Source organism: Campylobacter concisus (assembly GCF_902460595.1).
In the GTDB taxonomy this organism is placed as follows: Bacteria; Campylobacterota; Campylobacteria; order Campylobacterales; family Campylobacteraceae; genus Campylobacter_A; species Campylobacter_A concisus_BL.
In genome coordinates this window covers 159,308-172,035 of sequence record NZ_CABPVA010000001.1, presented here as the reverse complement: position 1 = coordinate 172,035, position 12,728 = coordinate 159,308, and the positions used below count along the sequence as shown (strand labels likewise).

Sequence of the window (12,728 nt, the reverse complement as noted above, 5' to 3'; positions counted from 1 at the left end):
AATGTGAGCCAAAATGCAGATAAAAAATTTAGATCACATCGTTATAGTCGTAAGCGACGTTAAAGAGACGCTTAAATTTTACTGCGACATTTTAGGCATGCGACCAGCTCAGAAAGACGGTCACATTAGCCTAAATTTTGGCTCACAAAAGATAAATTTACATAGATTTGAGGGCGAGTTTTTACCTGCGGCAAAGCATCCAATAAAGGGTAGCGCTGATATATGTTTTTAGCTAAAAATGACATAGAGGACGTGCGCTTGGAGCTTCTTACAAAAGGTATAAAGCCCGAGCTTGACGTCGCTAGGCGAAACGGAGCGCTTGGAGCAATGAAGAGTTTATATATTTATGACAAAAATTTAATAGAGCTTAGCCAAGATGAAATTTAACAAGAAGGCAGCTTGGACCTACTAAAAGACCCGCTAAATAAACTAATCATCTCGCTCTCGCTACCAGCTGGCGTGGGCATGATGTTTAACACACTTTACAACGTCACTGGCACATTTTTCGCCGCTAAAATTTCAACCCTTGCAGTTGCTGGCATGGCAATGAGCTTTTTGCTCTATCTAAGTGTCGTTGGTATTGGGCTTGGCTTTGGCTCGGCACTCACCGCACTAATAGGCAACAGCCTTGGCGCAAACAAACCAAAAATGGCTAAACTTTATGCGGCAAATGGCATCATTTTTGTGCTTCTTTTCGCCCTATTTATGGGGCTATGTGGCTACTTGCTAGCACCAAATTTACTAATTCTTTTAGGCGCTGATCATCACTACATCAATGAAGCACTTGACTACGCTGGCGTCATCTTTCTTGCAGCTCCATTTTTCTTGCTTATAAAGTCGCTTAATGGCATACTTGTCGCACTTGGCGATACTAAAAGCTACCGCAACTGGCTATTTTGTGGCCTTTTTATCAACGCATTTTTTTGCTATCTTTTTGCTTTTATCTTTGCGCTTGGAGTAAAGGGTCTTGCACTAGCAACGGCTAGCGTGCAGTTTTTAGGCATGATCTATCTCTTTTTTAAAGTTAGAAAAAGCAAGATGATAGAGCCCAGAAATTTAGGCTATTTTGTGCCAAATTTAACCATCTGGGCAAAGATACTAAAGCAAGCTTTGCCAGCTTGTCTAAACTACCTCTCAATGTCGCTTGGCTCGCTCGTGCTTTTAAAATTTGTGAGTTTTTACGGCGTCAATGCAGTGGCAGGTTATGGCATAGCCTTAAGGATCGAGCAAATTTTAGTGCTTCCAACCATAGGCATGGCAGCAGGAGTGCTTAGTATCATCTCAAGAAATTACGGCGCTAAGAGCTTTCAAAGAGCATTGCAGTGCTACAAACTATCGCTTCTTTTCTTGCTTGGCTACTGCGCCTTTGCCTACATCTTCATCAGGCTTTTTGGCGAGAGCGCGATCAAGCTCTTTGATGGCACGCCAGCCGTGCTAGAAGTGGCAAAGCTCTACCTTGGCATCAACTCACTTGCCTACATGGCTTACGGCACGATAAACATCTCAGGCAGCACGCTACAAGCGATAAAACGCCCAGTGGCGATCTTTTTGCTAAATGGCTTTAGACAGCTCGTGCTTCAATGCTCGCTCTTTTACGTGGTGGTCTTTTGGCTAGGACTTGAGATCAAATTTATGTGGTTAGCGCTCTTTTTTAGCGTCTATTTTACGGCGATTTGCTTTTTGGCTTGGACGCTTTTTAGGTTAAAAAGAGCTACGAGCGCAAGCTTTTAAATTTAAAGCTAAACGCAAAAAAGCAAAGTGAGGCGACTAAGATGATGCTAGCTCCGCCTGTGAGATTAAAATAAAAGCTGATCACAAGACCAATAAAGCAAAAGATGATAGAAAAAATAGTTGAGATTAGCATCATTAGCCCTAGTCTTTTAGCAAAAATTTGCGCTATATAAGGCGGTATGGTAAGTAGTGCGATGACAAGTATTAGCCCCACCACGCGTATCGTAGCCACCACGCAAAGCGCCATCATACAAACTAGCAGATAGTGAAAAAATGTCGTATTTACCCCGCGAAGTTTTGCAAACTCCGCATCAAAGCTGATCGCCACAAACTGGCGGTAAAAAAGTGCGATAAGAGCCAAAAACAAGAGGTCTAAAACGCTCATAAAGATGATATCTGTGCCGCTAACTGCAAGGATCGAGCCAAAAAGATAGCTCATAAGATCGGCGTTATAGCCAGGCGTTAGATCGATGAAAATGATACCAATAGCCATGCCAATCGCCCAGATAGCGCCTATTACAGAGTCGATGTTTGTCTTATCTTTTAGCGTGATCGTGGCGATGATGAGTGCTAAAAATAGCGAAAATATGCTCGCACCAAAAAGCGGCTCGAGCGAGAAGAAAAATGCAAGCCCTATGCCGCCATACGCGCCGTGTGCGATACCTCCAGCGATGAAAGTCATCTTATTTATTACCACAAGCGAGCCTATCATGCCGCATATTATGCTTACTAAAATGCCCGCAATAAAGGCATTTTGCATAAAATTTAACTCTAAAATTTCACTCATTTTCTCTCTTTAAAATTTAAAAACATTGCTCTTTGTTTTTTCACAACCGCACTCGCCAAGTGCGATCTCGACATCACAAAAATGGCTATGCGTTCTAGCTAAATGCTCGATAAATTCCCTCTTTGCAAGATTTTCATGCGTTTTGTGAATGTGTAAATTTTTACTCACGTAAGCGATCTTTGTAGCGTAATTTAGCACGATATTTAGGTCGTGACTGACTAAAACTACGCCTACGCCATTTGTGTTTATGCCCTTTAAAATTTCATAAATTTCAGCCTGCCCTTTCGTGTCGATGCTGGCTGTTGGCTCATCTAAGATGAGCACTTTTGCGTTTGCGCAAAGCGCTCTAGCGATATAGACGCGCTGCCTTTGACCGCCACTTAGCTCGCCGATCCTCGCGTTTGCAAACTCCCTCATACCAACCTTCTCAAGGGCACTTAGCGCTAGGGCTTTCTCATCTTTTGAGTAAAAGCCAAAGATTTTTTTATCGATTAGCCCCATTAAAACAACTTCTAAAACCATCATCGGAAAGCTTTGATTTGATAAGAAATTTTGCGGCACATAGCCTATAAATTTACTTACCTCGCTTGGCTCTTTACCAAAGAGCTTGATCTCGCCACTTTGAGGCTTAAGTAGGCCTAAAATAAGCTTTAAAAGTGTGCTTTTGCCCCCGCCATTTGGACCGATTATCGCTAAAAACTCGTCGCTACTATACTCTAAATTAATACCTTCTAAAACGACTTGTTTATCGTAGCTAAAGTTTAAATTTCTAATTTTTATAATATCTTTCAAAACAGACTCTTTTGCGTAAATGTCGTGACAAAAATGAAAAGTCCAAGCCAAAGCATGATGCCAAGGGCTGCAAATTCTGCGTAGATTTTAAACTTTTTTAGCTTAATGTTCGTGCTGATCTTTGAGCCAAAAACTGCCGCTACAAATATCACCACACTCATGCCAAGCGCCATAAATACGCCACTTATCACGCCTGCAAAGTAGCTACCTATCTCATTTGCCAGCACAAAGACTAAGATCGTGCCTGGACAGGGCACAAGAGCCGCAGCGGCCGCTACTAGCCACTCCTCTTTGCTCTTTGGCTTTTTGGTTGAGCAAATTTGACAGCCACATTCACTTTTAAATTTTGTATTTTTACTCAAATTTTGGCTTAAATTTGATCTAAAAATATAAAATTTAGTCTCATTTTTGTTTGAAAGGTAAAATTTGATCTTTTTAACGAGCATAAATATCGCTACAAAAAAGATCACAACTCCAGAAAACGCAGTCGTTATACTAGCAGTGTCTCTTGTGAGGTCACTGCTTACTTCACGAAGCAGTAAAAAACTAGCAAAGACAAAGACAAATGCGCCCACGACGTGCAAAAAGCCGATCTTTAAGGCAAATAAAAACGCCCTTTTGTAGCTGCCACCAGTTGCGGCAAAATATGAGCTTGTTAGCACCTTGCCATGGCCTGCTCCAGCAGCATGCAAGAAGCCATAGCCAAATGAGATAAATGCCAAAAATAGCAGCGCAAGCGGACTTTTGTAATCCACGCTTCTTAAAATTTGCTTTAGCCTATCAAGCAAGCTTAGGCTAGTTTTTGAGACGATGTCAAATTTCGCCTCATCGATCTTATCTATCTGGCTTAAATTCTCATCGCTCGCGCCTACTACTGGCTCTTTTAGCAGCTCTTTAAGCGCTGGCTTCTCGTTGTGAGCTTTGGCTGCTTCTTTGCTTGAAAATGTAAAAAATATCAAATTTGAGTTTGAATTTGGTATCGCCCAGAAGCTCTTACCCACCAAAAATGCGTTATTTTGCGTAAATTTGAAGTTAAAATAGCCCTCCTTGTCCTCCATATCAACCGACACGACAAGTCCGTCAGCGATCACTAAATTTGTCTTAAAACTCACGTCAAATTTAAGCCTGCCCTCGTCAAAATAGAGCTTGTAATTATTTAAATTTGGCTCTATTTTAGTGGCGTTTTCGTCCTTGTAATAGTACTCAATGTCCGTTAGATAGTGCCTTGGCACGAGGTAGTCTAGTAAATTTAAGCGGATCTTTCTAAGCTCTTTATCATCTATCTTTTCATCTTGATTTAGGTCAAAATTTTGCTTCATCAGGTCTGAGAAATTTTGCGAAAAGGTCCAAGTAAAGGCTATCTGCGTGATATTATTTTCATGTGCGACAAATTTCGCGCTAACGTGAGCTGTTGGGCTATAAAGCGAGCATAGAGCACACCCGAAAGCATTTATCGCTAGTAGGCAAATGACGATCAGGCGTGCTAACATTTTTATAGACTTTTTGCGAAAATTTCAGCCGTTTTTTTCATCTCGGCTAGCCAGTTTTCAGGCAGTTGGTCTATCATGACGACCTTTGAGCCAGTCTCTTTTGCGATCAAATTTGCAGCCTTTGTTGGAAACTGCGGAGCCACGAAAATGACCTTTACGCCGTGCTCTTTGGCTTCTTCTATAAGCTCTTTTAGCTCAGCTGGCTTTGGCTCTTTGCCCTCTATCTCGATGGCGATTTGCTCTAAATCATAGCGCTTTGCAAAGTAGCCCCAAGATGGGTGATATACGATAAATTCGCGAGTTTTGACATCTTTTAGCTCGTTTTTGATAAAGCCATCAAGCTCGTCAAGGCTAGCCTTAAATTTAGCCAAATTCTCCTCATAAAGCTTTGCATTTTGCGGGAATTTCTCTATTAGCGCCTTTGCGATGTTATCAGCTTGTGTTTTTACTAAGATAGGGTCAAGCCAGATGTGTGGGTCAAGGCCGTCATGGTGGTGATGATGGTGCTCGCCCTCGTGGTCATGGTGTTTGTGAGCGTCATGGTCGTGGTGCTCGTGCTTATGCTCACCCTCGTGTTTATGCTCGTGGTGCTCTTCATGTTCATGCTCCTCGCTCATAGCGATCTTTTCGATACCTTCTTGCGTCTTTACGATGCGTAAATTTTTAAACGTCTTTGAGAAGCGATCAAGCCACGCGTCCTCAAACTCGATGCCGATAGCAAAGTAAAGCTCGCTCTTTTCAAGCTCCTTCATCTGCTTTGGCTTTGGCTCATAGGTGTGCGGATCAGCGCCTTTGCCAACCATCGCATTTACATCTAGCGTATCTCCAGCGATCTGCTCGACAAAAAATTTCGTTGGCAGTATGCTAGTAGTCACAACCGGCTTTGCAAAAAGAGACAAAGCACAAACAGCTAAAAAAACGATAATTTTTCTCATTATCTCTCCTTTAAAAATAATTGCGAAGTTTAGCAAAATGCAACTTGGTTGCAACTTAAAAAGCAAATGCCTAAATTTAGCCTTTTCTTTTAAATATAGTTTAAATCTTTTAGCGTTAATATACGCAAAATAAAAAGGGCAAAGATGAATGCGAGAAATTTCTTAGAAGAGCACAATATCAAGGCTACGACGCTTCGCATAAAGCTTGTTGAAATTTTGCAAAACGCCAAGGCGCCGCTAAGCTATGATGAAATTTTGCAAATTCTTGACGCAAACAAGACTACTTTTTATAGAAGTATGGAAATTTTCGAAAAAGAAAATCTCGTGATAAAAACCGAAAACAACCACAAGAGCTACTACGAGCTGGCAAACGAAGCCAAAGCCTACTTCATCTGCGACGTCTGCCACAAAGTAACAAACATCGATATGCCCCGCCTAAACGTCGCCAAAAATATAAAAAGCGCCGTGATAAAGGGCGTTTGCGACGAATGTGGTCACGAGTAAAGCGCGATGATCTGTGCTGGGATCGCTTTTGGGCGGTTTGTCTTTAGATTGATATAGACAAACTCCGTCTTGCCAGTTGCTATTAGCTCGCCATCTTTTTTAAACTCAAAATATCTGCTCGAAGTGGCCTTGCCATCGGCCTGCGTGTAGGTGTGAATTTCTATCTTATCCATCAGCTTTGCGCTCTTTATATATTTTGCTTCATTTTTTCTAATGAGCCAAATTTCACCCCTTTTATACTGCGCCTCGACCGTGTCGCCAACTGCGGCAGAGTGGGCAAATGCGGCCTCTTGCATAAGCGTGAAATAATAGACATTATTCATGTGTCCGTGCATATCTATGGCTTGTGGCGGGATGGTGACGCGATATATAAAATCTCTCATTTTTAGCCTTTTTTGCTAAAATTATAACCAAAAAGAGGAGCTACTATGCAAAATTTATGGGATAAAAAGGCGTCAAACTACCAAAGATTTGACGGCAAGATCAGCACTATACAGCAGCAAATTTTTGGTAAAGCCTTGGCTTGGGGAGTTGATTTTAGTGGCAAAGATATCCTTGATATTGGCTGTGGTACGGGCGTTTGGAGCATATTTTTATCAAAAACGGCTAAGCATATAACTGGCATCGATAGCTCAGAAAAGATGATAGAAATTTTAAACGAGGACGCAAAGAGATTTGGCGTGACAAATTTAACCAGCGAGGTTTGCTCGTGGAGAGAATTTAAGCCAGCAAGGCGCTTTGATATCGCCATTTGCACGATGAGCCCAGCCATTGCAAGCGACGAGGACTTTGCGAAATTTCAAAACTGCGCCAAGCAAAAGCTCTATCTTGGCTGGGATAAGCCTAGAAGCTCTGATCTACTTGAGCCATTTTTTGAAAAATTTGGCCGCGTGCTCTCTCAAAAAAACGTCGTAGATAGGCTCGAAGCGTGGCTAAATAAGCAAGGCATCGCTTTTAAGAGTCAAATTTTAAATGAGACTAGGATCGCTAGACGAAGCGTGCAAGAGGCAGCTGAAAATATCTGCTGGCACCTTGAAATAAACGGAGCTAAAAACTACGATGAAAAGACGGTTTTAGCGATGTTAAAAGAGAGATTTGAGGGCGAGTTTATAGATGAAAAGATAGACTCGCAAATGAAGCTTTTTGTCTTTTAGAGCTTAAATTTAGAGCAAATTTGCTTGCCAAATTCGCTAAAAATGACGCCAAAGATGATGAGCATAGCTCCAAAAATTTGCCAGATGCTGAGTAGCTCGCCTGCAAAAAAGTAGCCTATTAGCCCAGCAGAGACTGGCTCTAGGCAAAAAAACAAGGCCGCCTTGCTAGCGGTCGTATATCTTTGAGCGATAGTTTGCACAAAGTAGCAAAATATGGTGCCAATCACCGTTGTGATAAATATCGCTATGAAAAATTCCCTATCAAAATTTGGCACGATACTGCCTTGAAAAAGCGCAAAAACAAGCGAAAGCAGGGCATTTGTGAGAAAGACCACAAAGACAAGCAAATAAAGCTCGCTCTTTCTTACAAAGTGGCCATTTAGCGTAGTATAAAGTGCGTAAAATATCGCGCAAACAAGCGCTAGTGCCTCTCCGCTCCCAAGTGCTAGCGTGGCGCCACTTAAGAGCCAAAGCCCAAAAATAGCAATCATAGCGCCCAAAATGGCAAAAATGCTTATCTTATTTTTAAAAAAGATAGCCGCCATAAAAGGGACTATCACGCACTCAAGCCCCGTGATAAAGGCGACACTCGAGCTAAATGTGAGCTTTAGAGCGTAAGTCTGCGTGGCAAATGACAAAAAGAGCACCGCTCCAAGGATAACGCCGTAGATGACGCTATTTTTGTCAAATTTCTTAGTAAATTTAAGCGCGACAAAGCCCATAAAGATAGCCGAGAGAAAAAACCGGCAAAAGAGCATGACAAAGACGCCATTTGTCTTTAGCGCGTTTGCCATGGGTAAAAACGTAGCGCCCCAAACGATAGCAACTACGATAAGAGCGATGTCGGCTTTGTTTTGAGCGCTTAAATTTCTCATTTAAAGATCGAGTCTAGCACCTTTTTGCCGCTATCTAGGCTAAAGCCGCTTCTTAGCCCCTTTTCCTTCTCGCTCATCACGTTAAATAGCCCATCTAGCGTCTTTCTCGTGATATAGGCGTTTAGATCCTCGCCATCATCTGGCACATACTCGCTTGCGCCTAAATTTTTAGCTAGGCTCTTTACTGATTTTATCGTTTCGTTGTTTTTTGCCGAGCCACCGATGAAAGAATTTAGCCCATTATAGGCGGTCGCAAAGCTATTATCGCTCATCATTTTCTCAATTATCGGTGTAAATGCCGCCTTTAGCTTTTGGCTGGAGCTTTGTTGCAAATACTTCGTAACGCTGTCGCTGCCGCTATTAAAGAGCTTTTTCACGTCAGCCTCGCTCATATTTTTTATGCTCTCGCTAAAAATTTCAGCAGCCTTTGGCACGGCCGTGGTCGCAGCGTTGTTTATCGACTTGCTAAGATCTTGCGCCCACTTCTCACCGCCCACTTTTTTGGCTAAATTTGACGCCATCTCAAGGCTTTTTGGGAGTGGGATTTTAGCTGTGGCGTTGTTTATAAAGCCCTCTTTTGAAAGCTCGCTCACAGCTGCATTTAGCGCCTCACTAACTAGGCTTTTATAGTCGCCACTTGATGCGTGAGTAGCGATTTTCACACCTTTATTTATCATATCATCCATGCTTGCGGCTTGTAAATTTAAAGCAAGCGCGCCACAAAGAATAACAAGAGATCTTTTCATCTTCTCTCCTTTTTTTAAATTTAAAGCAAAATCATACAAAAAATATCTAAACGCTTAAAATAAATTTAATATTTTTGCACTAGAATTCACCCTTTTTTGAGGGGAATTTATGCAGCTTTTACTTCTTAGCTTCGCTCTTAGCATGGATAGCGCAGCTCTAAATATGGCAAACGGCGCAAGGTATAAAAGCCTTGGCTTTGGCAAAATTTTATTTATAGCTTTTATGCTTGGCTTTTTTCAGTTTCTCATGCCGCTTCTTGGCTATTTTCTAGGCATTAGCTTTGCTAAATTTATAAGCTCTATCGATCACTTCATCGCATTTTTTATACTTTGTTTTCTTGGCTTTAAAATGCTAAAAGAGGCCTGTAGCAGCGAGGCTGGCGAGTCCTTAAGTATGGATACTAAGACCATTTTTGTGGGCGCATTTGCCACGAGCATAGACGCACTTGCCGTTGGCGTTACGCTTAGCTTTGAAGCGGTTAGTATATTTGAGAGTGCGCTCATCATCGGCATAGTCTGCTTTGTGCTAAGCCTAGCCGCCTTTTATATCGGTAAATTTATGGGTGAAATTTTAGAGAAAAAGGCGCTATTTTTAGGTGGAGCGATACTTATATTTCTAGGCTTTAAAATCCTTATCACCCACCTGCTAGAAGAGGGCGTGCTCTAAATTTCTATCTCTATGCCAACTGGGCAGTGGTCGCTGCCAGTGATCTCTGGCAAGATGAAGGCGTCTTTTAGCCTATCTTTTAGCCCTTGCGAGATGAAGAAATAATCAATCCTCCAGCCGACGTTTTTTGCCCTTGCGTTAAAGCGGTAGCTCCACCACGAGTAAGCGTCTGCAACATCGCCATTTACGGCTCTAAAGGTATCTATAAAGCCACTTTTTAGCACCTCATCTATCCACGCTCGCTCGATAGGCAAAAAGCCTGAAGTCTTGGCATTTGCCTTTGGATTTTTCAGGTCGATCTCGCGGTGAGCGGTATTTACATCGCCACAAAATATCACCTCTTTGCCGCTTTTTACAAGCTCTTTGCAGTAAGCTAGAAATTTCTCGTAAAAGTCCATCTTGTAAGCTAGCCTCTCGTCATCCTTTTGGCCGTTTGGAAAGTAGATGTTAAAAAGCACTATATCATCAAATCTATGCTCCAAAACTCGCCCCTCCGTGTCGTCAAAAAAGGCCGCCTTTTGCGTTTGCACTTCAAATTTAGCAAGGCTCATCACGCCAGAATATCCAGCTCTTGCGCCTGAGTTTACACTGATATCTTTAAAGCCAAGGTTGTAAATTTCCTTTGGGACGTCGTCCTCTTTGACCTTGATCTCTTGAAGCCCTAGAAAATCAGGCCTAACCTCATCGAGCCAAGCAAAGCCCTCTTTTGCCACGACTGCGCGCAGCCCATTTACGTTCCAGCTAATAAGTTTCAAATTTCATCCTTTTTTTAATTATAATTATGCCAAAAATCACAAAAAGGAAAGTTATGAGAAACCAGCCAACTTATAAATTTTTTAAAAATTTTGGCTACGCAAGAGAGGGTTTGGCTGAAATTTTTAAAAATGAAAAGAGCTTTCGCATAGAAATTTACATATTTTTAGTAGCTACGATCTCACTATTTTTTTGGAAATTTGACCTTATTTTTAACCTATTTTTGATCTTTAGCATGGCATTTGTGCTAGTTTGCGAGTGCCTAAACTCGAGCCTAGAGCGAGTGACTGATCTTGCAAGCCCGGACTATCATGCCCTAGCAAAGGCAGCGAAGGACGCTGGAAGTGCGGCTGTGATGATCGCAAATTTCTTATGTGGCGCGCTTTGGTGCGTGGCTATGTGCTACAAAATTTGGGGCTAACGTGAAAGAGCAAATTTACAAGGCGCTTCTTGGCGAGAAAAAGGTAGAGATCATAAATTTACTTTGCGAGCTAAGCGATGAAAATGGCTTTATCGTGCTTAAAATTTCAGAAATTTGCGAAAAGCTAAATGTTAGCAAACCAACCGTGATAAGCACGTTTATGCTGCTTGAAGAGAAGAAAATTTTTGAGCGGGTAAAAAACGGGGTTTATAGATTTAAAAATTTATAGTGGCAAGCAAATGCCTGCCACTACTTCTTTTAGCCGATAGTCTCAGCAGCGATCATACCAAATGTCAAGCAATCAGTTATCGCAACTGATCCTAGACGGCTGGCTCCGTGAACGCCACCTGTGATCTCGCCAGCTGCATATAAATTTGGTATAGGCATAGCTGTTTGAGAGTTCATGACTTGGGCTTTTGTGTTGATATTTAGGCCACCCATTGTGTGGTGAACTTTTGGCGTGCCACGCTCTGCGTAAAACGGCGGAACTGAGATATCAATGCCCTTTGTCGTAGTCGCAACAACTGGCTTACCAAAGTCCTCATCAACGCCTTTTTTAACAAATTCGTTGTATCTTGCGACTGTTTTTTTGAGCTCATCAACTGGGATCTTATACTCAGCCGCCAAGGCATCAAGTGTGTCAAATTTCTTGCAAATTCCAGCTGCGATAGCCTTTTCATAGTGGGCTGGAAGCATGTGAGGAAGGGCTCTTGAGTCGCAGAAGTTGATAGGGAAGTTTTTATCATCTTCACCTTTTTCATGAATGACTTTAAACATCGCTTCTGTTCTTGTCCTGCGGTCTGCAAGCTCATTCATGTAGCGTTTGCCGGTTCTTGGATTGACTGAAATTCCAAACGGAAAAGCGCCATTTACGTTAAACATCGATCCCACGCCAAAGCCTGTCTCATCAGCACATCCCCAAGGGCCATATTGGATCCAGCTTGGTTGAACTGGATAAGCACCAGCTCTAAATGCTGCTAGAAGCGCGCCTGCTGTTGAGCCTGGTTGGTTTGTCGAGTCTGTCTCAGGCGTGATCCTTGGATCTTGAAGGCGTCTAAAAATTTTATCCCTACAAAAGCCACCAGCTGCTAGTACGACGCCTTTTTTGGCTTTTATATATTTTGTATCGCCGCCTTTGTTTTCGACATCGTCACTCATCAAATTGCCATCAAATTTGTAGTTTTCTCTGACGATGACGCCCACAACTGCGCCCTTGCCGTCAAAGACAAAATCATCAAATTTTGTCCTTTTTTTGATCGATGCGCCCTCTAGCTTTTCAAATGTCGCAGTCATAGGGAGCACGATGCCAGCGCCGCTGCCGACCTCTGTTTGAAGGCTTCTTGGCACTGAGTGACCGCCTGCGTGAGTGATCTGGTCGATATATTTTGCACCACAATCAAGTGTGAGTTTGTAAGCATCTTGCGCTCTCTCGCCGATCTTTGCCAAAAGATCAACGTGGTTGATGCCGCGACCTGCTTTCAAGCAGTCTTTGATAAATAGCTCGGTGCTATCTTTGATGCCAGCTTTCTTTTGCATGTCGCTGTTTGGAACGGCAAAAATTCCGCCATTGATGACAGAGTTGCCACCTGTGCGGCCCATCTTTTCGATCAAGACAACTTTGTTGCCTTTTTTAGCTGATGTAACACCAGCTGCAAGAGCTGCAAAACCTGAGCCGATGATGACTACGTCATACTCCTCGTCCCATTTGACATCTTTTGCGTCCATTGGTGTGGCCATTAAATTTGTTGCGCCCATGCCTAGTGCCGTAGCACCGATAGCGCTAAATTTGACAAAATCTCTTCTAGACAAACCTGAATTTTTCATGCTCTCTCCTTTGAAGTAAGATATTCACTAACTAGATTATACGACTTTT

The 12,728-nt window shown here is 42.4% G+C and carries 17 protein-coding genes; 8 read left to right on the top strand and 9 right to left on the bottom strand.

Features of this window, described 5'->3' with window-relative positions; all coding sequences use genetic code 11:
• The first annotated feature begins 13 nt into the window (after positions 1-13).
• Genes F3G86_RS10615 through F3G86_RS00800 form a run of 3 tightly spaced genes read left to right on the top strand, consistent with a single transcriptional unit; the run spans position 14 to position 1,731 of the window.
• Positions 14-232, top strand: coding sequence for a VOC family protein (locus F3G86_RS10615; RefSeq protein WP_223228523.1), 219 nt, complete (start codon positions 14-16; stop codon positions 230-232).
• Complete coding sequence (locus tag F3G86_RS10610; protein ID WP_223228522.1) at positions 223-387, top strand: VOC family protein; 165 nt, start codon at positions 223-225, stop codon at positions 385-387. Before F3G86_RS10615 ends, F3G86_RS10610 begins: the two co-directional genes overlap by 10 nt.
• 12 nt (positions 388-399) lie before the next feature.
• On the top strand, positions 400-1,731 hold the full coding sequence (locus tag F3G86_RS00800; protein WP_149722704.1) for an MATE family efflux transporter: 1,332 nt from the start codon (positions 400-402) through the stop codon (positions 1,729-1,731).
• Here F3G86_RS00800 and F3G86_RS00795 read toward each other — a convergent pair.
• Genes F3G86_RS00795 through F3G86_RS00780 form a run of 4 tightly spaced genes read right to left on the bottom strand, consistent with a single transcriptional unit; the run spans position 1,712 to position 5,735 of the window.
• A complete protein-coding gene (locus F3G86_RS00795) occupies positions 1,712-2,518 on the bottom strand; it encodes a metal ABC transporter permease (RefSeq protein ID WP_004317440.1) in 807 nt (268 codons plus the stop codon). The genes F3G86_RS00800 and F3G86_RS00795 overlap by 20 nt on opposite strands.
• 9 nt (positions 2,519-2,527) lie before the next feature.
• Entirely contained in the window at positions 2,528-3,310 is a 783-nt protein-coding gene (locus tag F3G86_RS00790) for a metal ABC transporter ATP-binding protein (protein ID WP_149722703.1), read from the bottom strand.
• Positions 3,307-4,800, bottom strand: coding sequence for a nickel/cobalt transporter (locus tag F3G86_RS00785; RefSeq protein ID WP_149722702.1), 1,494 nt, complete (start codon positions 4,798-4,800; stop codon positions 3,307-3,309). Before F3G86_RS00785 ends, F3G86_RS00790 begins: the two co-directional genes overlap by 4 nt.
• A gap of 2 nt (positions 4,801-4,802) precedes the next feature.
• Positions 4,803-5,735 (bottom strand): metal ABC transporter solute-binding protein, Zn/Mn family, encoded by a 933-nt coding sequence (locus F3G86_RS00780; protein WP_149722701.1) that lies wholly within the window; start codon positions 5,733-5,735, stop codon positions 4,803-4,805.
• A 144-nt stretch (positions 5,736-5,879) separates the two neighbouring features.
• Between F3G86_RS00780 and F3G86_RS00775 the strand changes: the two genes are divergently transcribed.
• Positions 5,880-6,239, top strand: coding sequence for a Fur family transcriptional regulator (locus F3G86_RS00775; protein ID WP_103598258.1), 360 nt, complete (start codon positions 5,880-5,882; stop codon positions 6,237-6,239).
• Here the strand turns inward: F3G86_RS00775 and F3G86_RS00770 are convergent.
• Positions 6,230-6,622, bottom strand: a complete 393-nt coding sequence (locus tag F3G86_RS00770) for an acyl-CoA thioesterase (protein ID WP_149722700.1) — start codon at positions 6,620-6,622, stop codon at positions 6,230-6,232. The two genes, F3G86_RS00775 and F3G86_RS00770, sit on opposite strands and share 10 nt — an antisense overlap.
• 45 nt (positions 6,623-6,667) lie before the next feature.
• On the opposite strand from F3G86_RS00770, the gene F3G86_RS00765 reads away from it, so the two are divergent.
• The gene (locus tag F3G86_RS00765) at positions 6,668-7,393 is read left to right on the top strand and encodes a class I SAM-dependent methyltransferase (protein ID WP_149722699.1); all 726 of its coding nucleotides are present in this window, start codon (positions 6,668-6,670) and stop codon (positions 7,391-7,393) included.
• On the opposite strand, the gene F3G86_RS00760 is transcribed toward F3G86_RS00765, so the two are convergent.
• Both F3G86_RS00760 and F3G86_RS00755 read right to left on the bottom strand, forming a co-directional pair.
• Positions 7,390-8,268: a DMT family transporter gene (locus tag F3G86_RS00760; protein WP_149722698.1), complete on the bottom strand. Its 879-nt coding sequence runs from the start codon at positions 8,266-8,268 to the stop codon at positions 7,390-7,392. The two genes, F3G86_RS00765 and F3G86_RS00760, sit on opposite strands and share 4 nt — an antisense overlap.
• Complete coding sequence (locus F3G86_RS00755) at positions 8,265-9,014, bottom strand: DUF4197 domain-containing protein (protein ID WP_149722697.1); 750 nt, start codon at positions 9,012-9,014, stop codon at positions 8,265-8,267. Before F3G86_RS00755 ends, F3G86_RS00760 begins: the two co-directional genes overlap by 4 nt.
• A gap of 109 nt (positions 9,015-9,123) precedes the next feature.
• On the opposite strand from F3G86_RS00755, the gene F3G86_RS00750 reads away from it, so the two are divergent.
• Entirely contained in the window at positions 9,124-9,681 is a 558-nt protein-coding gene (locus F3G86_RS00750; RefSeq protein WP_149722696.1) for a manganese efflux pump MntP, read from the top strand.
• Here F3G86_RS00750 and F3G86_RS00745 read toward each other — a convergent pair.
• Positions 9,678-10,436 (bottom strand): exodeoxyribonuclease III, encoded by a 759-nt coding sequence (locus F3G86_RS00745; RefSeq protein ID WP_149722695.1) that lies wholly within the window; start codon positions 10,434-10,436, stop codon positions 9,678-9,680. The genes F3G86_RS00750 and F3G86_RS00745 overlap by 4 nt on opposite strands.
• 53 nt (positions 10,437-10,489) lie before the next feature.
• On the opposite strand from F3G86_RS00745, the gene F3G86_RS00740 reads away from it, so the two are divergent.
• Positions 10,490-10,855 (top strand): diacylglycerol kinase, encoded by a 366-nt coding sequence (locus F3G86_RS00740; protein ID WP_149722694.1) that lies wholly within the window; start codon positions 10,490-10,492, stop codon positions 10,853-10,855.
• A gap of 1 nt (position 10,856) precedes the next feature.
• Positions 10,857-11,084, top strand: coding sequence for a replication/maintenance protein RepL (locus F3G86_RS00735; RefSeq protein ID WP_149722693.1), 228 nt, complete (start codon positions 10,857-10,859; stop codon positions 11,082-11,084).
• Positions 11,085-11,113: 29 nt separating this feature from the next.
• Here the strand turns inward: F3G86_RS00735 and F3G86_RS00730 are convergent, their stop codons facing one another.
• Positions 11,114-12,679, bottom strand: coding sequence for a flavocytochrome c (locus F3G86_RS00730; protein ID WP_149722692.1), 1,566 nt, complete (start codon positions 12,677-12,679; stop codon positions 11,114-11,116).
• Positions 12,680-12,728 lie beyond the last annotated feature (49 nt).

Coding starts and splice junctions, on each gene's coding strand:
- F3G86_RS10615 (WP_223228523.1), top strand. CDS start 14: ATGCAGATAAAAAATTTAGATCACATCGTTATAGTCGTAAGCGACGTT.
- F3G86_RS10610 (WP_223228522.1), top strand. CDS start 223: ATGTTTTTAGCTAAAAATGACATAGAGGACGTGCGCTTGGAGCTTCTT.
- F3G86_RS00795 (WP_004317440.1), bottom strand. CDS start 2,518: ATGAGTGAAATTTTAGAGTTAAATTTTATGCAAAATGCCTTTATTGCG.
- F3G86_RS00785 (WP_149722702.1), bottom strand. CDS start 4,800: ATGTTAGCACGCCTGATCGTCATTTGCCTACTAGCGATAAATGCTTTC.
- F3G86_RS00780 (WP_149722701.1), bottom strand. CDS start 5,735: ATGAGAAAAATTATCGTTTTTTTAGCTGTTTGTGCTTTGTCTCTTTTT.
- F3G86_RS00775 (WP_103598258.1), top strand. CDS start 5,880: ATGAATGCGAGAAATTTCTTAGAAGAGCACAATATCAAGGCTACGACG.
- F3G86_RS00770 (WP_149722700.1), bottom strand. CDS start 6,622: ATGAGAGATTTTATATATCGCGTCACCATCCCGCCACAAGCCATAGAT.
- F3G86_RS00765 (WP_149722699.1), top strand. CDS start 6,668: ATGCAAAATTTATGGGATAAAAAGGCGTCAAACTACCAAAGATTTGAC.
- F3G86_RS00760 (WP_149722698.1), bottom strand. CDS start 8,268: ATGAGAAATTTAAGCGCTCAAAACAAAGCCGACATCGCTCTTATCGTA.
- F3G86_RS00755 (WP_149722697.1), bottom strand. CDS start 9,014: ATGAAAAGATCTCTTGTTATTCTTTGTGGCGCGCTTGCTTTAAATTTA.
- F3G86_RS00750 (WP_149722696.1), top strand. CDS start 9,124: ATGCAGCTTTTACTTCTTAGCTTCGCTCTTAGCATGGATAGCGCAGCT.
- F3G86_RS00740 (WP_149722694.1), top strand. CDS start 10,490: ATGAGAAACCAGCCAACTTATAAATTTTTTAAAAATTTTGGCTACGCA.
- F3G86_RS00730 (WP_149722692.1), bottom strand. CDS start 12,679: ATGAAAAATTCAGGTTTGTCTAGAAGAGATTTTGTCAAATTTAGCGCT.